The sequence below is a fragment of the Pseudomonas migulae genome (genome assembly GCF_024169315.1).
GTDB lineage: Bacteria > Pseudomonadota > Gammaproteobacteria > Pseudomonadales > Pseudomonadaceae > Aquipseudomonas > Aquipseudomonas migulae_B.
On the sequence record NZ_JALJWR010000001.1, the window covers coordinates 1,672,970 to 1,692,113 of the forward strand.

The following is a 19,144-nucleotide window of genomic DNA, read 5'->3' on the forward strand; positions in this document are numbered from 1 at the left end:
ACTGTCAGCCACCATCCATGTCGACTGACACGCCGCCATCGCGGGCAAGCCCGTTCCCACAAGGGATCATCTGCAGACGCAACACCCTCAGCCCACCGCCAATTCTCTGACCAATACGTTAAACTGGCGCCATTGCTGTCTGGAGCTACTTATGCGCGAAGAGTTGAACCAAGGCCTGATCGATTTCCTCAAGGCCTCCCCTACCCCGTTCCATGCCACCGCCAGCCTTGTTCAGCGCCTGGAAGCGGCGGGCTATCAGCGTCTCGATGAGCGCGAGCCCTGGTCCACCGAGGCCAACGGCCGCTACTACGTCACCCGCAACGACTCTTCGATCGTCGCCATCAAGATGGGCCGTCACTCACCGCTGCATGGCGGCATTCGCCTGGTCGGCGCCCACACCGACAGCCCGTGCCTGCGGGTCAAACCCCAGCCGGAACTGCAACGCCAGGGTTTCTGGCAACTGGGTGTCGAAGTCTACGGCGGCGCGTTGCTGGCGCCCTGGTTCGACCGTGACCTGTCCCTCGCCGGCCGCGTGACCTTCCGCCGCGACGGCAAGGTCGAGAGCCAGCTGATCGACTTCAAGGCACCGATTGCGATCATTCCGAACCTGGCCATTCACCTCAATCGTGAAGCCAACATGGGTTGGGCCATCAACGCCCAGACCGAGCTGCCGCCGATCCTTGCGCAGTTTGCCGGTGACGAGCGTGTGGATTTTCGCGCCGTGCTCACCAACCAGCTGGCGCTGGAACACGGCCTGAACGCCGATGTGGTGCTCGATTACGAGCTGAGCTTCTACGATACCCAAAGCGCAGCGGTCATCGGCCTGCATGGAGATTTCATTGCTGGCGCGCGCCTGGACAACCTGCTGTCGTGCTACGCCGGCCTGCAAGCGTTGCTGACGGCTGAAACCGATGAGACCTGCGTGCTGGTCTGCAATGACCACGAGGAAGTCGGCTCCTGCTCCGCGTGCGGCGCCGACGGCCCGATGCTTGAGCAGACCCTGCGTCGCCTGCTGCCTGAAGGTGATGAATTCGTACGCACCATTCAGAAATCCCTGCTGGTTTCGGCCGACAACGCCCACGGCGTGCACCCCAACTACGCCGACAAGCACGACGCCAACCATGGCCCGAAACTCAATGCCGGCCCGGTGATCAAGGTCAACAGCAACCAGCGTTACGCCACCAACAGCGAAACCGCCGGGTTCTTCCGCCATCTGTGCATGGCCGAAGAAGTACCGGTGCAAAGCTTCGTGGTGCGCAGCGACATGGGCTGCGGCTCGACCATCGGCCCGATCACCGCCAGCCATCTGGGGGTGCGCACCGTGGACATCGGCTTGCCGACATTCGCCATGCACTCGATCCGCGAGCTGTGCGGCAGCCATGACCTGGCGCACCTGGTGAAAGTGCTGAGCGCGTTTTACGCCTGCCAGGAATTGCCGTAATCCCTGATACAGCGATCCACCTGTGGTGAGGGGATTTTCTGTGGCGAGGGGATTTATCCCCGTTGGACTGCGCCGCAGCCCCAAAACCAGCGCCGCGGTTTCTCAGACAGACCGCATTCGCTGGCTTTACGACCGCTTCGCGGTCGGACGGGGATAAATCCCCTCGCCACAAAGAGCTTTTTCTCCACACTTACTGCGTTTTATGTGTGGCTCATTTCTGATACACATCACCCCAGGCCACCCAAAAGCCACCTAGACTTTAAATACCCCCTTCGACAAGGCAGTCGCTCATGATCTCGATGTCTTCATTCCACGCCATGCTGATCCCGATTCTTGCCGGGATGATCCTGCTGGCCATCGGCTTCAATTTCCGTGACAAGAATGCCGGCGTGTTCGCGATGTGGATCGGCATGCTGACCATCCTCGCCACCGTCGTCTTCAAGATCCTCGCCAAACTCAACGAATAAATCCTCGCCCCTGGCTCGCATTGATTTTGGCGGGCTCGTACACTCGGTCGATCTGCTCATTTCAAGGTTGACCGCCTAGTGTTCGCTCGTCTTTTTGCCCTGCCGTGTTTTTTCCTCGTCTGCCTCATGGCACTGCTGCCGATCATGCCCGCCCAGGCCGCCGGTTTGCCGAGCCTGCTCAACGGCTCCGCGAAAACCCAGCCAGAGGCGCAAGAACCGCTGGGACAATCCCTCGACGAAGTCATCAAGTCGCTGGAGAACGATCAGCAACGCAGCAAGTTGCTGGCCGACCTGAAGAAGCTGCGCGACGCCACCAAAAAAGTCCAGCCAGCCAAGGAAGAAGGCGTGCTGGGCCTGATTGGCGGGACCCTGGCCAATTTCGAAAAGCAGTTTTCCGGCGCCGACAGCCCGCTCACGCGCTGGTCCGAAGAGTTCAACCAGGCCAAGGATGAACTGACTGCACTGGCGCTGCCGGCCAGTGAATGGCTGCCGATCATTTTTGCCTTCGCCATGATCCTGATGGTCTGGAGCCTGCTGGCCGCCGCATTGATCTGGCTCGGCCATCGGGTGCGGATGCGCTTCGGCCTGACCGAAGAATTGCCGCAACACCCCAAGGCCCTCGACATGCTGCGTTTCGCCCTGCGCAAACTCGGCCCCTGGCTGATTGCCCTGGTCATCACGGTGTACATGAGTTACGCCCTGCCCTCATCGCTGGGCAAAAGCCTGGCCATGGTGCTGGCCTACGCGCTGGTGGTCGGCACGTGTTTTTCGGCGATCTGCGTGATCGCCTTTTCCCTGCTCGACGGCCCGCACCGTCACCGCGCCTTGTACATCCTGCGGCATCAGGCCTTTCGGCCGTTGTGGCTGATCGGCAGTTTCGCCGCGTTTGGTGAAGCCCTGAGCGATCCGCGCCTGGTCACCAGCCTCGGCAGCCACCTGGCGCACACCGCCGCCACCATCGCCAACGTGCTGGCCGCGTTGTCTACCGGGCTGTTCATCCTGCGCTTCCGTCGCCCCATCGCCCACCTGATCCGCAACCAGCCGCTGTCCCGGCGCCTGACCCGCCGCGCCCTCAGCGACACCATCGATATTCTCGGGACTTTCTGGTACGTGCCGGCGCTGGTGCTGGTGGCCATCTCGCTGTTCGCCACCTTCGTCTCGGCCGGCGACACCAGCACCGCACTGCGTCAGTCGCTGATCTGCACCGTGCTGCTGGTGTTGTGCATGGTCATCAACGGGCTGGTGCGTCGCCATGCGCTGAAACCGCAACGCGGGGTGAAGCGTCATGCGCTGTATTCCGAACGCCTGAAAAGCTTCTTCTATACCCTCGCCCATTTGCTGGTGTGGCTGGCGTTCATCGAACTTGGCTTACGCGTGTGGGGCATGTCGCTGATTGCGTTCACCGAAGGCGAAGGCCATGAAGTCAGCGTCAAACTGTTCAGCCTCGGCGGTACGCTGATTTTCGCCTGGCTGATCTGGATTCTCAGCGACACCGCGGTGCACCACGCCCTCACCCGCTCGCGCAAAGGCCTGGCCAATGCCCGCGCACAAACGATGATGCCACTGATCCGCAACGTGCTGTTCGTGGCGATCTTCATCGTCGCGCTGATCGTCGCCCTGGCGAACATGGGCATGAACGTCACGCCGCTGCTGGCCGGTGCCGGCGTCATCGGCCTGGCCATCGGTTTCGGCGCACAGTCACTGGTCGCCGACCTGATCACCGGCCTGTTCATCATCATCGAAGACTCCCTGGCCATCGATGACTATGTGGATGTCGGCGGTCACCTCGGCACGGTCGAGGGCCTGACCATTCGCACCGTGCGCCTGCGGGACATCGACGGCATCGTCCACACGATTCCGTTCAGCGAGATCAAAAGCATCAAGAACTACTCGCGGGAGTTCGGCTACGCGATCTTCCGCGTGGCGATCCCCTCGAACATGGACATCGATAACGCGATCAAACTGATGCGCGACGTCGGCCAGAAGATGCGCACCGATCCGCTGCAACGACGCAATATCTGGTCGCCGCTGGAAATACAAGGGGTCGAGAGTTTCGAGTCCGGCAACGCGATTCTCCGGGCCCGGTTCAAGACCGCTCCGATCAAGCAGTGGGAGGTTTCCCGCGCCTTCAACCTGTCGCTGAAACGCCACCTGGACGAAGCCGGGCTTGATCTGGCGATGCCGCGCATGACCGTGCAAGTGGTGACGGCGGGTGGCGGCCAAGTAACGGAATAACTCTGTAGCCGCTACAAGGCAGTGACAACAAATCGCAGGCAAAAAAAATCCCCGAACCAGTCGGGGATTTTTTATGTTCGATCAATCAGCCCGAGAGCGGATCAATCTTCGCGATAGCGACGCAGCTTCAACTGCTTACCGGCAACGCGAGTGTCCTTCAGCTTGGTCAGCAGACGCTCCAGACCATCTTCCGGCAGCTCGACGAGGCTGAAGCTGTCACGCACCTGGATGCGACCGATGGCTTCACGCGCCAGACCACCTTCGTTGAGGATGGCGCCCAGCAGGTTCTTGGCAGCGATACCATCACGCGCACCCAGCGCGGTACGGCAACGAGCACGACCTTCAGCCAATGGAACCGGAGCGCGACGCTCACGATCACCACGGTCCGGACGATCACCGGTGCGCTCTGGACGATCGCCACGCGGTGCGTTGTTCGGCACCAGTGGACGTTCTTTCTCGATCGCAGCCAAGGTCAACGCCTGAGCGTTGGTGGCCTTGCGCAGCAGAGCGGCGGCCAGGGCACGCGGGGTGCAACCGATGTCGGCGGTCAGGCGATCCAGCAGATCACCGTGGGTCGACTCGGCATCGCCAACCAGCGGCGACAGGCTGTTGGTCAGTTTCTTGATGCGGGCATCGAGAACAGCCTGAGCATCCGGCAGGCGGACTTCGGCAACTTTCTGACCGGTTACACGCTCGATCACCTGCAGCATGCGGCGCTCACGCGGAGTCACCAGCAGCAGCGCACGACCTTCGCGACCGGCACGGCCGGTACGGCCGATACGGTGAACGTAGGATTCCGGGTCGTACGGCATGTCAACGTTGAACACGTGAGTGATGCGCGGAACGTCCAGGCCACGAGCAGCAACGTCGGTCGCCACAACGATGTCCAGACGGCCATCCTTGAGGGAGTCGATCACGCGCTCACGCTGGTTCTGGGCAATGTCACCGTTCAGCGCAGCGGCTTTGTAGCCTTTGGCTTCCAGGGCGCTGGCCAGGTCCAGGGTCGCTTGCTTGGTGCGCACGAACATGATCAGGGCGTCGAAGTCTTCGACTTCCAGCAGGCTCAATACAGCCGAGGTCTTCTGGTCAGCGTGAACCAACAGGTGAGCCTGTTCGATCGCGGTAACGGTCTGAGTCTTGGTCTGGATCTTCACGTGTTGCGGATCGCGCAGGTGGCGTTCGGCAATGGCACGGATCGACTGTGGCAGGGTAGCCGAGAACAGTACGGTCTGACGGGTCGCTGGCAGAGCCTTGAAGATGACTTCCAGGTCGTCCATGAAGCCCAGCTTGAGCATTTCGTCAGCTTCGTCGAGAACCAGGTGGTTCACGGTCGACAGGACTTTTTCGTCGCGACGCAGGTGGTCGCACAGACGGCCCGGAGTGGCGACAACGATCTGTGCGCCGTTACGGATTGCTTTCAGTTGTGGGCCCATAGGCGCGCCGCCGTAAACGGCCACAACGGTAACGCCCGGCATTTGCTTGGCGTAGGTTTCGAAAGCGGTTGCTACTTGCAGCGCCAACTCACGGGTTGGCGCCAGGATCAGGGCTTGCGGCTCGCGCTTGGCAGGATCGATGCAATGCAGGATAGGCAGGGCGAACGCAGCGGTTTTACCCGTACCGGTTTGCGCCTGACCAATCATGTCGTGACCGGCCATGATGATCGGGATCGATTGCTGCTGAATAGCCGAAGGCTCTTCGTAGCCAGTCGCGATGACGGCTGCAAGAATATTCGGATTAAGATTAAAAGCGGCGAAGCCGCCGGTTTCCTGGGTCATGGGTCTGCCTCTAAGTGCATCCGCAAAGACCCATGCTCCAAAGCTGCGCATGCCGTGTAAGACTCAAGAGTCGCCCTGGCTGCTTTGTCGGCGGGGATTTGCGAAAACGAATGAATGAAAAAGATTCGTCAAGGGAGAGTCCGCTGTGCGGACGTGCAGCCGAAGCTGACTTCGGGGAATTGCGCTACCTAAACGCGGCCCGGTTAAAGGCCGGCGCGCACTATACCGGAAATAGCCCAAAAAGGGAGCATTATTTGTCGGAAATCTGACGCATCCACCGTTGTGTCACAGGCTTTGCAGATAATCGTGCAGCCGTCTACTTTTCAAAGGCCCGGCCCTGCTGGCGATGACGCTAAAACGGTTCACCCTGGTGACGCGGCCCCGCGGCCTCAAATCCCCTCTCCGCCGAGGAATTGCTTGATGAATCAACCTGTTACCAGCCGAGTGACCTGCGAACGGCACGGCCATGTCCTGTTGATCGGCCTGGATCGGGTGGCCAAGCGCAACGCCTTCGATCTCGACCTGCTCAATGCCCTCAGCCTGGCCTACGGCGAATTCGAGGCCGACAGCGAGGCGCGGGTGGCGGTGGTGTTCGGCCACGGCGAGCATTTCACCGCCGGGCTCGACCTGGTCAACGCCAGCGCGGCGCTGGCCGAAGGCTGGCAAGCACCGCCCGGCGGGTGCGACCCGTGGGGCGTGTTTGCAGGTCCGCGGGTCAGCAAACCGGTGATTGTCGCCGCGCAAGGCTATTGCTTGACCATCGGCATCGAGCTGATGCTGGCCGCCGACATCAATCTGTGTGCCAGTAACACCCGATTCGCTCAGAAAGAGGTGCAGCGCGGGATTTTCCCGTTTGGCGGCGCGACATTGCGCCTGCATCAGGTTGCAGGCTGGGGCAATGCCATGCGCTGGCTGCTCACCGGCGATGAATTCGATGCCCATGATGCGCTGCATCTGGGCCTGGTGCAGGAAGTCATGGCCAGTGAAGATTTGTTGCCGCGGGCGATTGAACTGGCTGAACGGATTGCCCGGCAGGCACCGCTGGGGGTTCAGGCGACGTTGCTGTCGGCCCGACAGGCACGTTATGAAGGGGAAACCGCGGCGGCGCAGGGATTGCCGCCCTTGGTGAAGAAGTTGTTGGCGAGTGAGGATGCGAAGGAAGGCGTGCGGTCAATGCTGGAGAAGCGACCGGGCATTTTCAAAGGCTGCTGACAAACCGGCTTCTGTGACAAGCGAGCTTCTGTGGCGAGGGGATCTCACCGACTTCAGGTCGCCGGGCGAATCGCCTTGATCAACGACTGCAACGAATACCCCAACCGCGGCGCCAGCCCTTCGGCCCGCGCAACCAACCCATCCATATCCAGCTCCTGATCCAGCTCCGAAGGCACGATCAGAATCACATTGCCCTCCTTCACCGGCAGTTCCCAGTAATGCCGATGATAGAGCCCACGCAACAACGCCGCGCCCAGTGGCTTGCCATCGTCAGTGGCCCACTGGTTGATGATCAGCCAGCCACCGGAATTCAGGCGTTTCTGACAGTTTTCCAGGAAACGCCAGGCCAGATGCCCGACACCCGGCCCGACATCAGTATAGAGATCGACGAAAATCAGGTCCGCCGGCTCGGCGGTCTCCAGCAATTCCAGCGCATCGCCCACCCGGATGTACAGCCGGGGATCGTCATCCAGCCCGAGGTATTCGATGGCCAGGCGCGGCACGTCGGGGCGCAGCTCGATGGCTTCGACATCTTCCAGCGGCAGGAACTTCAGGCAGGCCTGGGTCAATGTCCCGGCACCGAGGCCGAGGAACAGCGCGCTTTCCGGTTGCTCGTGGCACAAGGCACCGATCAGCATCGCCCGGGTGTAATCGTATTCGAGCCAGCTCGGATCGGCGGTGAACACGCAGCTCTGTTCGATGGCATCACCGAACTCGAGAAACCGGTAATCGGCCACTTCCAGCACACGGATCACGCCGAACTCGTCCTGTACCTCGGCGAGCAGATGCTCGACGCGCTCCTCAGTCATTTCGTCTCCTGATCGTTACCGGGTCGGCAACGTAGTACACCGCAACATGAAGCGGCAAAAGCGCGATTGTCCGCGAAGCGACGGGAACAGGTCACGCACTAATTTGCTGATAACATGAACGTCCGAGCGTAAAACAACCGAGACCGTGATGAGCCAACCCTGGAGCCCTGACAGCTGGCGCGCCCTGCCGATCCAGCAACAACCCCAATACCCCGACGCCGCGCATTTGCAGCACGTCGAGCAAACCCTGGCCAGCTATCCGCCGCTGGTGTTTGCCGGTGAGGCCCGGGAGTTGCGCCGTCAGTTTGCCGAAGTGACCCAGGGTCGCGCATTTTTGCTGCAGGGCGGCGACTGCGCCGAAAGCTTCGCCGAGTTCTCCGCCGCGAAAATCCGCGACACCTTCAAAGTGCTGCTGCAAATGGCGATCGTCATGACCTTCGCGGCCGGTTGCCCGGTGGTCAAGGTCGGGCGCATGGCCGGCCAGTTCGCCAAGCCCCGTTCGGCCAACGACGAAACCATCGACGGCGTGACCCTGCCGGCCTACCGTGGCGACATCGTCAACGGCATCGGCTTCGACGAAAAAAGCCGCGTCCCGGACCCGGAGCGGCTGCTCCAGTCGTACCACCAGTCCACCGCGACGCTAAACCTGTTGCGCGCCTTCGCCCAGGGCGGTTTTGCCGACCTGCATCAGGTGCACAAGTGGAACCTGGATTTCATCGCCAACTCGGCGCTGGCGGAAAAATACAGCCACCTCGCCGACCGCATCGATGAAACCCTCGCGTTCATGCGCGCCTGCGGCATGGACAGTTCGCCGCAACTGCGCGAGACCAGTTTCTTCACCGCCCACGAAGCGCTGCTGCTGAACTACGAAGAAGCCTTCGTGCGTCGCGACAGCCTGACCAACGACTACTACGACTGCTCGGCGCACATGCTGTGGATCGGTGACCGCACCCGCCAGCTGGACGGTGCTCACGTCGAATTTCTGCGCGGGGTTAACAACCCGATCGGGGTCAAGGTCGGCCCGAGCATGAACCCGGATGATTTGATTCGTCTGATCGACGTGCTCAATCCGGACAACGATCCTGGCCGCTTGAACCTGATCGCACGGATGGGCGCGAACAAGGTCGGCGATCACCTGCCGGCGCTGATCCGCGCGGTGCAACGCGAAGGCAAGCAAGTGCTCTGGAGTTCCGACCCGATGCACGGCAACACCATCAAGGCCAGCAGCGGCTACAAGACCCGCGACTTTGCGCAGATTCTTGGCGAGGTGAAGCAGTTCTTCCAGGTTCACGAAGCGGAAGGCAGTTATGCCGGCGGCATCCATATCGAGATGACCGGGCAGAATGTCACCGAGTGCATTGGTGGTGCGCGGCCGATTACCGAGGATGGTTTGTCGGACCGGTATCACACCCATTGTGATCCGCGGATGAATGCTGATCAGTCGCTGGAGCTGGCGTTTTTGATTGCTGAAACCCTGAAGCAAGTCCGACGCTGAGCCAGTAAGCCTATAGGTGTCTGACATACCGCTATCGCGGGCAAGCCCGCTCCCACAGTTGACTGAGTTGTCCGGACGGATGCGGTCCAATGTGGGAGCGGGCTTGCCCGCGATGAGGCCCGTTCAGGCGACATCAATTTTAGCCAATGCCACCCGCAACCGTGCCGCACTCGCCCGCGGGCAATTCAACTGCACCCGCTCCAACCCCAACCAATCCGCCATCCGCCGCAAATTTACCGCCAACGCCAGCATCCCCTCCTCGTCCAGCCCCGGCTCTTCCTCATGCACGGCATGCACCGCCAGCCGCCCCAACGCCCGTTCCGCCCGCAAATCCACCCGCGCGGCAATCCGTTCGTTGTGCAGAAACGGCAACACGTAATAGCCGAAAACCCGCTTTTCCGGCGGCGTGTAAATCTCCAGCCGATAACGAAAATCGAACAAACGCTCGGTGCGGCTACGCTCCCAGATCAGCGAATCAAACGGCGACAGCAGCGCACTCGCTTGGACCTTGCGCGGCATTTTTGGCTCAGGCAGGCAAAACCCCGGTTGCCGCCAACCCTGGACTTCGCAAGTCAACAACTCACCCGCCTCCACCAGTTCCGCCAGACGCGGCCGCGCATCGCCGGGGCCCAGGCGAAAGTAGTCGCGCAAGTCTTTCTCGGTCGCCACACCCAAGGCCTGTGCCGCATGCAGCAACAGCCCCCGTTGGGCCTCGTCTTCCGAGAGCAACGGCTGCTGCAGAATCGCTGAAGGAATAACCCGCTCCGGCAAATCATAAAGCCGCTCGAATCCGCGTCGTCCGGCCACGGTCACCTCACCGGCGGCAAACAGCCATTCCAGCGCATGCTTTTCCGCGCTCCAGTCCCACCACGGTCCTGCCCGCTCCTGGCGAGTCGACAGACTCCCGGCACCCAGTGCTCCGATTTCCTGAACCGAGGCCAGTACCCGACGAATGGTGTCCTGTTGTTCACGCCCGAAACGCGCCAGTTGCTGATAGATATCTTCACCACGGCTCGCACGCCGCATGCGCCAGCGCATCAACGGGTACATCGACAGGGGCAGCAACGACGCTTCGTGGCCCCAGTATTCGAATAACGTGCGTCGACGGCCCGAACTCCAGGCAGCCTGGTCGAGCAAGTCGGATGAGTAGTTGCCGAGGCGGGAAAACAAGGGAAGGTAGTGCGAACGCACCAACGCATTGACCGAATCGATCTGTAAAATGCCCAGCCGCTCGATCAGGCGATTGAGCTGAACCGCTTTGATCGCCGCTGGCGGCTGGCGCCCGTTGAACCCTTGGGCGGCCAGCGCCAGGCGTCGAGCCTGTTTGATGGAAAAGGACAGCGTTGCGGGCATGGGCATCTCCTTGTCTGCTCGCAACCTACCTCACCGGGAGACGGTTTGTGTAGTTGTGGATTACTCATTTGTGCATCGGGTCATTCCAGAATGGTTTGACCGACTCGAACTCCACATCCGCACGGCTCATGCCAATGTCCTTCAGTGCTTCGTCGCTCAGACTCGCCAACAGCTCGCGCTCCCGGTGAAGTTCGTACCACCGACTGAATTTATGCAGCAGATCGGATACCAGGTGGACCGAGTGTTTTTCTACGGCTGGATACTCATGTTGACCTTTCATCTTGTTGCCCTCCGTTTAGGTGGTTCCAGTCTCGCCCCAGGACTAAGATCAATCCAACGAATGTTTCTGATGTCACATATCTCGGAGATTGATGAATGTCAGCCTTCCCAAGTATCGACACCGAAGTGCTGCGCACCTTTGTCGCCATCGCCGACCAGGGCGGTTTTACCCGAGCCGGCGAATTGGTCAATCGCACCCAGTCGGCCGTGAGCATGCAGATGAAGCGGCTGGAAGAGGATGTGTTGCAGCGTCAACTATTCCAGCGTGACGGACGGCAGGTGCGCCTGACGGCTGAGGGCCAGGTGCTGCTGGGTTATGCCCGACGCATCCTCAAGCTGCACAGCGAGGTGTTCAACACGCTGCGCGAGCCGCACATGGTCGGCATGGTGCGCATCGGCACGCCGGACGATTATGTGATGCGTTTTCTGCCGGGGATTCTGCGGCGATTCGCCCAGTCTTATCCGCTGATCCAGATCGAGGTGCACTGCGAATCATCAAAACAATTGCTGATGCGCCAGGATCTGGACTTGTCCATCGTCACCCGCGAGCCGGGCAGCGAAATCGGCCAATTGTTGCGCAAGGAGCATTTCGTCTGGGCCGAAGCGCAATGTTTCAGCGCCCATGAGCAGACGCCGCTGCCGCTGGCGATGTTCAACAGTGATTGTTTCTGCAGATTGTGGGCGTGCAATGCCCTCGATGCCGTGGGGCGCGATTACCGCGTGGCGTACAACAGCGACAGCCTGTCGGCGATCATGGCGGTGGTCAGCGCCGGTCTGGCCGTCACCGCGCAACTCGAAAGCCTGATCACGCCCGACATGCGCATTCTGGGTGAGGCCGAAGGTTTGCCGGTGCTGCCCGAGGCCAGCATCATGCTGCTGCGCAACCTGCACAATCCGTCGCCGATCACCGAATGCCTGGCCGAACACATCGTCGAAGGGTTCAAACTTTAAAGGCGAGCATCACCGCGCACAGCACCAGGAAGCCACAGAACAGCCCGCGCAGCAGCCGCTCCGGCATGGCGTGGGCGATCTTCACGCCCCAACTGATGCTCATCAGACCGCCGACGGCCAAAGGCACGCCGATCATCCAGTCCACCTGATGATGCACGGCATAGGTCACCAGCGTGACGCCGGTGCTGGGCAACGCCAGCGCCAGTGACAAGCCTTGGGCCACCACCTGGCTGGTGCCGAACAGGCTGGTCAACACCGGCGTTGCCACCACCGCCCCGCCCACGCCAAACAATCCGCCCATGGTCCCGGAAGCCGCGCCGAGCACGCCGAGCCATGGCCATGAGTAATTCATCTGCGAACTGGCCGGCGCATTGGTGTAGAACATTCGCATCAGGTTGTAGGCCGACAGTGCGATCAGGAACGCGACGAACCCTACGCGCATGGTTTGCGCATCGATGCCCACCGCCCAGATCGACCCGATCCACGCAAAACAGAAACCCATCGACGCCAGTGGCAGCGCGTGACGCAATTCAATTTTATTGCGCTGGTGATAGCGCCACAGCGCCAGCATCACGTTCGGCACCACCATCACCAGCGCCGTGCCTTGGGCAATCTGCTGATCGAGACCGAACAACACCCCCAGCAAGGGAATGGCGATCAGTCCGCCACCAATGCCAAACAAACCGCCGAGGGTTCCCAGGGCGGCGCCGAATACCAGATACATCAAAAACTCAATCACGGCCGATTTCCTTTCATCTCTGGCGATCCATCCTACGCAGTCGACGCTGGCGGGGAAACGCACAGCAACGCACAATGGCTGTGCCAACTTCGCACAAGCGCAGATAACACATGAATCCCAATCAATTGACCGAGCAACTGGGTCTGTTCCTCGATGTACTGGAAACCGGCAGTTTTTCCGGCGCCTCCCGCCGCCATCCGCTGACACCGTCGGCCGTGGCGCGGCGCATCGACAGCCTTGAAAACGCCGTGGGCAGCCAGTTATTTATCCGCAGCACCCATGCGGTGCGTGCGACGCCGGCCGGGTTGGCGTTCGCCGAACGTGCGCGGCGGATTGTGGCGGAGCTGCAATTGGCCCGGGCAGAAGCGGTGTCCCTGAGCAGTGCGCCGGAAGGCCTGATCCGGATCGACGCGCCCGCCGCGTTTGGCCGGCGGCATCTGGCGCCGGTGATCGCTGATTTTCTGATGCTCTACCCCGGTCTCGATGTGCAACTGCACCTGATCGACAGTTTTGTCGACATGCAGGGTTTGAACCTGGGCAAGGTCGATCTGGTGCTGCGTGCCGGGCAAATGGCCGATACCCGCCTGGTGGCCACGCCGCTGGCGAGCATGGTGCGCATCGCCTGCGCCAGCCCCGACTACCTGAAGCGTCGCGGCGTACCGACCGACCCGGCCCAGCTGATTGAACACGACGGCCTCGACTGGGATGGCCTCGCCCCGCCCTTCGCCTGGCGTTTCGAGCGGGATGGGCAAATGCACCTGCACCGCCCGGCGCGCATCCGCATGAGCGCCAACAATGCCGAGGCGCTGGTCTGCGGCGCATTGGCCGGGTTGGGTATCGCGCATCTGCCGACCTGGCTGGCCAGCGAATATTTGCTGCGTGGCGAGCTGCTGCCGCTGTTTTGCGAGAACGGCCTGCCACCACCGGAAACCACCGGTATCTATGCCTTGCGCCTGGAGCAACAACCCAATTCCCGCAGTCGCCTGTTGCTGGAATACCTGAAAACCCGCTTCAGCCCGATTCCGCCGTGGGACCTGGCGCTGCAAACCAACCTGGACCGGCACTAGTCCAGAATTGTCTGGCGCATTAAAGATTCGCCCGCTAGATTTATGAAGATCACTGATCAAGGCTTCGAAATGACCACCGAGCGCGACACCTCCGATAACTGCGATGCCCTGCTGCTGGATAATCAGGCCTGCTTCGCCCTGCATTCCACCTCGCTGCTGATGACCAAGGTCTACAAGCCGCTGCTGCAAGCGCTGGGCCTGACCTATCCGCAGTACCTGGCGATGATGGTGTTGTGGGAACAGGACGGCTTGACCGTAGGCGAAATCAGCACGCGCCTGCTGACCGATCCCGGCTCGCTGACGCCACTGCTCAAACGCCTGGAAGCCGAAGGTTTGCTCAGCCGCACCCGCAGCCGCGAAGACGAGCGGGTGGTGATTGTCGAACTCACCGAACAGGGCCGCGCCTTGCGGGAAAAGGCTCGTGGTGTTCCCCAATGCATCCTCGGCGCCAGCGGGATGACGCTGGAGAGACTGCAGAAACTGCAGGCGGAGCTGCAAGTGCTGCGGAGCAATCTGCAAGACAGCCTATAATCTTCAAACCATCACACATCCACTGTGGGAGCGGGCTTGCTCGCGAATGCGGTGTGACATTCAGCACATGTGTTGACTGACACACCGCATTCGCGAGCAAGCCCGCTCCCACATTTTTTTGTAGTGACCTCGGGACTCCGCTTCATCTGCCCCTCGCCTCGAAAAAATTTACTGCCCGAAAATCCTGCCTGAACCGCTCTAATTCCATAGTCTTGCCGGCAATCACTCCCGGGTCTCACCACGCTTGCCAAACTTTTTTCAAAATTTATCTTGCGCGCTAAATACATGCGCGCTACATTCACCTCGCACTTACTTAGCGCGCAAACATTTAGCGCAAAAACACTCAAACCCGAACGAGGCGTACATCATGCAAACTCTCTACACCGCAATCGCAACCTCCACTGGCGGCCGTGACGGTCGTGCGGTTTCCAGCGACAACATCCTCGACGTCAAACTCGCTACTCCAAAAGAACTCGGTGGTGCGGGTGGCGCTGCTACCAACCCTGAACAACTGTTCGCCGCCGGTTACTCGGCCTGCTTCATCGGCGCGCTGAAATTCGTCGCCAGCCAGACCAAACGCAGCATCCCGAACGACGCATCGATCACCGCCCATGTCGGCATCGGTCAGATTCCTGGTGGTTTCGGTCTGGACATCGACCTGCACGTCAGCCTGCCAGGTCTTGAACAGGCCGATGCGCAATCCCTGGTCGATGCTGCCCACCAGGTCTGCCCGTACTCCAACGCCACCCGTGGCAACGTCGATGTGCGCCTGCACGTTACCGTCTAACCGCTGACTCCAAGACCGAACAGGAAACGAACATGAACACTTTCAGCAAAGTCTTGACCGGTACCCTTCTGACCCTGTCCATCCACAGTGCATTCGCGGGCGATGGGGTTGAGCACAACACCCAGGCGTTCCTCGATGTCCTGAATGCCGGCACCGGCAAACCGATGGAACAGCTTTCACCGAAAGATGCCCGGGCCATTCTGGTCGGCGCGCAAGCCGGGGTGAAATTGACGCTGCCAAAAGCGGACGTCAGCCAGAAGACCATTCAAGTCGACGGCCAACCGATCAGCCTGACCATCGTCCGGCCGGCCGGGGTCAAAGGCGAGCTGCCGGTGTTCATGTTCTTCCACGGCGGCGGCTGGGTGCTGGGGGATTTCCCGACTCACGAACGCCTGGTTCGGGATCTGGTCGCGGGTTCGGGTGCGGCGGCGGTGTTCGTCAATTACACCCCGTCGCCGGAAGCGCATTACCCGGTGGCGATCAACCAGGCTTACGCCGCGACCAAATGGGTGGCTGAGCACGGTAAAGAAATCAATGTCGACGGCAAGCGTCTGGCGGTGGCCGGCAACAGCGTCGGCGGCAACATGGCGGCCGTGGTTGCGCTGATGGCCAAAGACAAGGGCACCCCGGCGATCAAGTTCCAGGTGCTGCTGTGGCCGGTGACGGATGCGAACTTCGAAACGGCGTCTTACAACCAGTTTGCCGAGGGGCACTTCCTCACCAAAAACATGATGAAGTGGTTCTGGGACAACTACACCACCGACGCCAAGCAACGTAACGAGATCTATGCCTCTCCGCTGCGGGCGACCACCGCGCAACTCAAAGGCTTGCCACCTGCGCTGGTGCAGACGGCCGGCGCCGATGTGCTGCGCGATGAAGGTGAAGCCTATGCCCGCAAACTCGATGAGGCGGGTGTGCCGGTCACGTCGGTGCGTTACAACGGCATGATTCACGACTACGGTTTGCTGAATGTGGTGAGCCAGGTGCCAGCGGTGCGTTCGGCGATGTTGCAAGCGTCTGAAGAACTGAAACAACACCTGAAGAAATAACACCGCCCCTTGTAGGAGCGAGGCTTGCCCGCGAAGGCTTAGTGTCAGTCGACATAAATGTTGGATGACAAATCGCCTTCGCGGGCAAGCCTCGCTCCTACGGGGGGTTGTGCATTTCAGGCACAAAAAAGCCCGACTCAATGGTCGGGCTTTTTCATTCCTGAAGCGGTGCTTATTTAGCACGGCCTTTGTAGGAACCGCCTTCGCGGGTATCGATCTCGATCATGTCGCCGATTTCGATGAAGTCAGCAACCGACAGTTCGGTACCGTTCTTCAGTTTGGCAGGCTTCATCACCTTGCCGGAAGTGTCGCCGCGAGCGGAACCTTCGGTGTAGTCAACCTGACGCACGATAGTGGTCGGCAGTTCTACGGAAACCAGACGCTCTTCGAAGAAGATCGCTTCGCAAACATCGGTCATGCCTTCTTCAACGAAAGGCAGAACGGCTTCGATGTCTTCAGCGTTCAGCTCGTACATGGTGTAGTCGGTGGTGTCCATGAACGTGTAGGTGTCGCCGCTGATGAAGGACAGGGTCGCTTCTTTGCGGTCGAGGATTACGTCGTCCAGTTTGTCGTCGGCGCTGTAAACGATCTCGGTCTTGTAACCGGTCAGCAGGTTTTTCAGCTTGGTCTTCATGATCGCGCTGTTACGACCCGACTTGGTGAATTCAGCTTTCTGAACCAGCCAAGGATCGTTTTCGAGACGGATCACGGTACCGGGTTTCAGTTCTTTACCAGTTTTCATTGCGAATATCCGAATTTGGATGGGATTTACAAAAATCTAGGCCGCGTATCATATCCAATTTAGGTAAAACTGTACCAGCGCTGCGGCAAGATCGGCCTGCAAGGCTTGTTCCAGACACCAGTCTTCGGCATGTTTTTGCAGTTCCGGCCAGTGTTTACGGGTCGTCAGCCAGTGACCGGACATATCATGCCCGGCATTCCACGCCTGCCAAAGACCGCTGATCGCCTCGCGAGCAGGCGCCGACAAGCCTTTTGTGTACAGCGTCAGGAAGGCGTCGAGCTTGTCCAGGTGAATGTCTTCGTCCTGCCGATAGATGTGCCAGAGCAGTGGCCGGCCTGCCCACTGGGCGCGGACAAAAGAATCTTCGCCGCGCACGGCGTTGAAATCGCAGCTCCACAACAGTCGGTCATATTGGTCCTGTCGGACGAACGGCAGCACCTGCACGGTCAAGGCCTCGCGCACATGCACGGCGCCCGCCGCCAATCCGTCGACACCGAGCCAGCGTTCGACATCACCCAGAATCCGCCCTTCGGGCACCAACAGATGGGTGGGCACCGAATCGGCGGCCATCACCTCCAGCCAACTCGCCAGGCCGGTATTCTCATAAGCAAACAGTGAGATCAGCTGCGCACCTGGCGCGCGATCAATCCCCAACCCTTGCAGGAATGTTCGCTGAGCCTCGGGGCTTTGCTGAAATTGCCGACGTCGCTCGAGCAATCCGCTTTCACGCAGCAAGCCACCGGTGTCCTTCTGGAACCCCGGAAAGAAAAAATACTTCTGCACGCTTTTGTACTTCACCGACGGCAAACCGTGGCAGCCGATGACCCAGTCTTCGGCACTCAGATAATCCAGGTTCAGCCACAACGGCGGCTTCTCGCGCGCGGCCATGGCGTCCATGTAGCCACTCGGCAGTTGGCAGGCGAATGCGGCGATCACCACATCAGCGGCGTCGGTGGGCAGCCAGTCGGTTGGCCATTGCCGGACTTCGACCCCCTCCTGCCATTGCTGCGCGACATGGATGTCGATTTCGGGACAGAGCCGCTCGAAGGCCCGCAGGTCATCGACCCACAAACGCACCTCCAGCGAATGCTCGGCGACCAGTTGTCGGGCCAGGCGCCAGGTCACGCCGATGTCGCCAAAGTTGTCGACCACGGCGCAAAAAATATCCCAGCGGGTGTTCATTTCAGGCATTCCAGGCTCCCGTTGGCAAAGGCGCCGATTGTCCGCATAAATTACTCCGTGCAGAAGAGCCGACGGCGATTAATCTTCATGCGACAATCGCCACTCGCCCGCGACCACCCGCCAGGAGGCAGTCATGCCCTACCGCCCCAACCCGCGCCGCCCCTTGCCGATCCAGCTCAGTACCCTGCAACTGACCGGCAGCATTGCCCTCGGCTTGTGGCTGGGATTCCTCGCCATCGCGCTGACGTGCTGGCTGGCTTCCCGGCTGTTGTTCAACGAACAATTGGCACCGGTTGCACAAGCGATAGAGCAACTGGCGAAACCGCCCGTGGTCGCGCAACCGGTACCGGACATTCCGCCGCAGAGCCCGTTGTTCGACCAGTACGAAGAGAACCTGCGCAAGAACGAACAGCAGCAACGACTGGATCAGGCCCGCAGCACCGGCCGCAATCTGGCCAATCCGAAATGCCAGTTCTGGCTGCAACAGGACCAGACCGCGCCGAGCGAAAAAAGCCGCGCCAACGTCCTGCAATTCTGCGACTGATCATGAATAAACTGACTGTCCACCAATTGATTATCGACAAGCTGCGGGTCGACCTCGACATCGCCGAGCGTGCCGCGCAAACCGCTTACGAAACCGCCACTCACGAAGAAAACATCGCCGAGAACAAGTACGACACGCTGGGGCTGGAGGCGTCATACCTGGCGGCCGGGCAGGCGAAACGGGTCGAGGAAATCAGGCAATCGCTGGCGCTGTGCCAGAACCTGAACCTGCGGCCTTACGATGATCAACGCGGTATCGAAGTCGGCGCCCTGCTCGGCCTGGAAGACGAAAAGGGTCGTGAACAGTGGCTGTTTCTGGCCCCCGATGCGGCGGGCTTGAAGGTCGATCTGGTGGGGCAAATGATTACCGTCATCACCCCTCGCTCACCGCTGGGCAAAAGCCTGCTGGGCAAGTTCGAAGGGGACGAGGTGGAGATTCTGGTGGCGGGCGCTCGGCAACAGTTTTCTGTCACCGAGGTGGTCTAAA

General features: G+C 60.5%; 19 protein-coding genes. 12 read left to right on the top strand and 7 right to left on the bottom strand.

All coding sequences use genetic code 11. From position 1 onward, the window contains the following. Positions 1 to 151: 151 nt before the first annotated feature. The 3 genes from J2Y86_RS07660 to J2Y86_RS07670 all read left to right on the top strand — a co-directional run bounded on the left by J2Y86_RS07660 (position 152) and on the right by J2Y86_RS07670 (position 4,143). Positions 152 to 1,441, top strand: coding sequence for a M18 family aminopeptidase (locus tag J2Y86_RS07660; RefSeq protein ID WP_253429333.1), 1,290 nt, complete (start codon positions 152 to 154; stop codon positions 1,439 to 1,441). Positions 1,442 to 1,731: 290 nt separating this feature from the next. Continuing rightward, the gene (locus J2Y86_RS07665; protein WP_008031437.1) at positions 1,732 to 1,908 is read left to right on the top strand and encodes a hypothetical protein; all 177 of its coding nucleotides are present in this window, start codon (positions 1,732 to 1,734) and stop codon (positions 1,906 to 1,908) included. Positions 1,909 to 1,986: 78 nt separating this feature from the next. Beyond that, positions 1,987 to 4,143, top strand: a complete 2,157-nt coding sequence (locus tag J2Y86_RS07670) for a mechanosensitive ion channel family protein (protein ID WP_253429335.1) — start codon at positions 1,987 to 1,989, stop codon at positions 4,141 to 4,143. Positions 4,144 to 4,244: 101 nt separating this feature from the next. Here J2Y86_RS07670 and J2Y86_RS07675 read toward each other — a convergent pair whose 3' ends face one another. Beyond that, positions 4,245 to 5,918, bottom strand: coding sequence for a DEAD/DEAH box helicase (locus tag J2Y86_RS07675; RefSeq protein WP_017339791.1), 1,674 nt, complete (start codon positions 5,916 to 5,918; stop codon positions 4,245 to 4,247). A gap of 420 nt (positions 5,919 to 6,338) precedes the next feature. Between J2Y86_RS07675 and J2Y86_RS07680 the strand changes: the two genes are divergently transcribed. After that, on the top strand, positions 6,339 to 7,130 hold the full coding sequence (locus J2Y86_RS07680; protein WP_253429337.1) for a crotonase/enoyl-CoA hydratase family protein: 792 nt from the start codon (positions 6,339 to 6,341) through the stop codon (positions 7,128 to 7,130). Between the two features lie 53 nt (positions 7,131 to 7,183). Here J2Y86_RS07680 and J2Y86_RS07685 read toward each other — a convergent pair whose 3' ends face one another. After that, complete coding sequence (locus tag J2Y86_RS07685; RefSeq protein WP_253429339.1) at positions 7,184 to 7,939, bottom strand: spermidine synthase; 756 nt, start codon at positions 7,937 to 7,939, stop codon at positions 7,184 to 7,186. A gap of 148 nt (positions 7,940 to 8,087) precedes the next feature. Here J2Y86_RS07685 and J2Y86_RS07690 point away from each other — a divergent pair, with 148 nt between their 5' ends. Then, a complete protein-coding gene (locus J2Y86_RS07690) occupies positions 8,088 to 9,434 on the top strand; it encodes a class II 3-deoxy-7-phosphoheptulonate synthase (RefSeq protein WP_253429341.1) in 1,347 nt (448 codons plus the stop codon). Positions 9,435 to 9,557: 123 nt separating this feature from the next. Here J2Y86_RS07690 and J2Y86_RS07695 read toward each other — a convergent pair whose 3' ends face one another. Together J2Y86_RS07695 and J2Y86_RS07700 are read right to left on the bottom strand one after the other, a co-directional pair. Next, positions 9,558 to 10,787 carry a winged helix-turn-helix domain-containing protein gene (locus tag J2Y86_RS07695; protein ID WP_253429343.1) on the bottom strand — a complete coding sequence of 410 codons (1,230 nt, stop codon included), beginning with the start codon at positions 10,785 to 10,787 and terminating at the stop codon, positions 9,558 to 9,560. A 64-nt stretch (positions 10,788 to 10,851) separates the two neighbouring features. Then, entirely contained in the window at positions 10,852 to 11,067 is a 216-nt protein-coding gene (locus J2Y86_RS07700) for a DUF1127 domain-containing protein (RefSeq protein ID WP_157709631.1), read from the bottom strand. Between the two features lie 95 nt (positions 11,068 to 11,162). On the opposite strand from J2Y86_RS07700, the gene J2Y86_RS07705 reads away from it, so the two are divergent. Then, positions 11,163 to 12,017, top strand: a complete 855-nt coding sequence (locus J2Y86_RS07705) for a LysR family transcriptional regulator (protein WP_253429345.1) — start codon at positions 11,163 to 11,165, stop codon at positions 12,015 to 12,017. On the opposite strand, the gene J2Y86_RS07710 is transcribed toward J2Y86_RS07705, so the two are convergent. Beyond that, on the bottom strand, positions 12,007 to 12,756 hold the full coding sequence (locus J2Y86_RS07710) for a sulfite exporter TauE/SafE family protein (RefSeq protein WP_253429347.1): 750 nt from the start codon (positions 12,754 to 12,756) through the stop codon (positions 12,007 to 12,009). The genes J2Y86_RS07705 and J2Y86_RS07710 overlap by 11 nt on opposite strands. Positions 12,757 to 12,866: 110 nt before the next feature. Here J2Y86_RS07710 and J2Y86_RS07715 point away from each other — a divergent pair, with 110 nt between their 5' ends. The 4 genes from J2Y86_RS07715 (at position 12,867) to J2Y86_RS07730 (ending at position 16,190) form a co-directional block, all read left to right on the top strand. After that, complete coding sequence (locus tag J2Y86_RS07715) at positions 12,867 to 13,823, top strand: LysR family transcriptional regulator (RefSeq protein WP_253429349.1); 957 nt, start codon at positions 12,867 to 12,869, stop codon at positions 13,821 to 13,823. A gap of 69 nt (positions 13,824 to 13,892) precedes the next feature. Further along, positions 13,893 to 14,354: a MarR family winged helix-turn-helix transcriptional regulator gene (locus tag J2Y86_RS07720; RefSeq protein ID WP_253440160.1), complete on the top strand. Its 462-nt coding sequence runs from the start codon at positions 13,893 to 13,895 to the stop codon at positions 14,352 to 14,354. Positions 14,355 to 14,721: 367 nt separating this feature from the next. Then, positions 14,722 to 15,141: an organic hydroperoxide resistance protein gene (locus J2Y86_RS07725; protein ID WP_214377271.1), complete on the top strand. Its 420-nt coding sequence runs from the start codon at positions 14,722 to 14,724 to the stop codon at positions 15,139 to 15,141. 32 nt (positions 15,142 to 15,173) lie between these two features. Continuing rightward, on the top strand, positions 15,174 to 16,190 hold the full coding sequence (locus tag J2Y86_RS07730; protein ID WP_253429351.1) for an alpha/beta hydrolase: 1,017 nt from the start codon (positions 15,174 to 15,176) through the stop codon (positions 16,188 to 16,190). 172 nt (positions 16,191 to 16,362) lie between these two features. On the opposite strand, the gene J2Y86_RS07735 is transcribed toward J2Y86_RS07730, so the two are convergent. Together J2Y86_RS07735 and earP are read right to left on the bottom strand one after the other, a co-directional pair. Further along, complete coding sequence (locus J2Y86_RS07735; protein WP_007943632.1) at positions 16,363 to 16,932, bottom strand: elongation factor P; 570 nt, start codon at positions 16,930 to 16,932, stop codon at positions 16,363 to 16,365. A 48-nt stretch (positions 16,933 to 16,980) separates the two neighbouring features. Continuing rightward, positions 16,981 to 18,123 carry an elongation factor P maturation arginine rhamnosyltransferase EarP gene (gene earP, locus J2Y86_RS07740; protein WP_253429353.1) on the bottom strand — a complete coding sequence of 381 codons (1,143 nt, stop codon included), beginning with the start codon at positions 18,121 to 18,123 and terminating at the stop codon, positions 16,981 to 16,983. 124 nt (positions 18,124 to 18,247) lie between these two features. Between earP and J2Y86_RS07745 the strand changes: the two genes are divergently transcribed. Together J2Y86_RS07745 and J2Y86_RS07750 are read left to right on the top strand one after the other, a co-directional pair. Then, positions 18,248 to 18,658, top strand: a complete 411-nt coding sequence (locus J2Y86_RS07745) for a hypothetical protein (protein WP_253429355.1) — start codon at positions 18,248 to 18,250, stop codon at positions 18,656 to 18,658. A 2-nt stretch (positions 18,659 to 18,660) separates the two neighbouring features. Beyond that, complete coding sequence (locus tag J2Y86_RS07750; RefSeq protein ID WP_253429357.1) at positions 18,661 to 19,143, top strand: GreA/GreB family elongation factor; 483 nt, start codon at positions 18,661 to 18,663, stop codon at positions 19,141 to 19,143. The last annotated feature ends 1 nt before the right edge of the window (position 19,144 follow it).

What these genes read in the sequence shown, in the direction of transcription:
- J2Y86_RS07735 (WP_007943632.1), bottom strand. Translation starts at nt 16,932, where the DNA reads ATGAAAACTGGTAAAGAACTGAAACCCGGTACCGTGATCCGTCTCGAA.
- J2Y86_RS07680 (WP_253429337.1), top strand. Translation starts at nt 6,339, where the DNA reads ATGAATCAACCTGTTACCAGCCGAGTGACCTGCGAACGGCACGGCCAT.
- J2Y86_RS07750 (WP_253429357.1), top strand. Translation starts at nt 18,661, where the DNA reads ATGAATAAACTGACTGTCCACCAATTGATTATCGACAAGCTGCGGGTC.
- J2Y86_RS07725 (WP_214377271.1), top strand. Translation starts at nt 14,722, where the DNA reads ATGCAAACTCTCTACACCGCAATCGCAACCTCCACTGGCGGCCGTGAC.
- J2Y86_RS07690 (WP_253429341.1), top strand. Translation starts at nt 8,088, where the DNA reads ATGAGCCAACCCTGGAGCCCTGACAGCTGGCGCGCCCTGCCGATCCAG.
- J2Y86_RS07695 (WP_253429343.1), bottom strand. Translation starts at nt 10,787, where the DNA reads ATGCCCGCAACGCTGTCCTTTTCCATCAAACAGGCTCGACGCCTGGCG.
- J2Y86_RS07730 (WP_253429351.1), top strand. Translation starts at nt 15,174, where the DNA reads ATGAACACTTTCAGCAAAGTCTTGACCGGTACCCTTCTGACCCTGTCC.
- J2Y86_RS07715 (WP_253429349.1), top strand. Translation starts at nt 12,867, where the DNA reads ATGAATCCCAATCAATTGACCGAGCAACTGGGTCTGTTCCTCGATGTA.
- J2Y86_RS07705 (WP_253429345.1), top strand. Translation starts at nt 11,163, where the DNA reads ATGTCAGCCTTCCCAAGTATCGACACCGAAGTGCTGCGCACCTTTGTC.
- J2Y86_RS07675 (WP_017339791.1), bottom strand. Translation starts at nt 5,918, where the DNA reads ATGACCCAGGAAACCGGCGGCTTCGCCGCTTTTAATCTTAATCCGAAT.
- J2Y86_RS07720 (WP_253440160.1), top strand. Translation starts at nt 13,893, where the DNA reads ATGACCACCGAGCGCGACACCTCCGATAACTGCGATGCCCTGCTGCTG.
- J2Y86_RS07660 (WP_253429333.1), top strand. Translation starts at nt 152, where the DNA reads ATGCGCGAAGAGTTGAACCAAGGCCTGATCGATTTCCTCAAGGCCTCC.
- J2Y86_RS07685 (WP_253429339.1), bottom strand. Translation starts at nt 7,939, where the DNA reads ATGACTGAGGAGCGCGTCGAGCATCTGCTCGCCGAGGTACAGGACGAG.
- J2Y86_RS07665 (WP_008031437.1), top strand. Translation starts at nt 1,732, where the DNA reads ATGATCTCGATGTCTTCATTCCACGCCATGCTGATCCCGATTCTTGCC.
- earP (WP_253429353.1), bottom strand. Translation starts at nt 18,123, where the DNA reads ATGCCTGAAATGAACACCCGCTGGGATATTTTTTGCGCCGTGGTCGAC.
- J2Y86_RS07745 (WP_253429355.1), top strand. Translation starts at nt 18,248, where the DNA reads ATGCCCTACCGCCCCAACCCGCGCCGCCCCTTGCCGATCCAGCTCAGT.
- J2Y86_RS07700 (WP_157709631.1), bottom strand. Translation starts at nt 11,067, where the DNA reads ATGAAAGGTCAACATGAGTATCCAGCCGTAGAAAAACACTCGGTCCAC.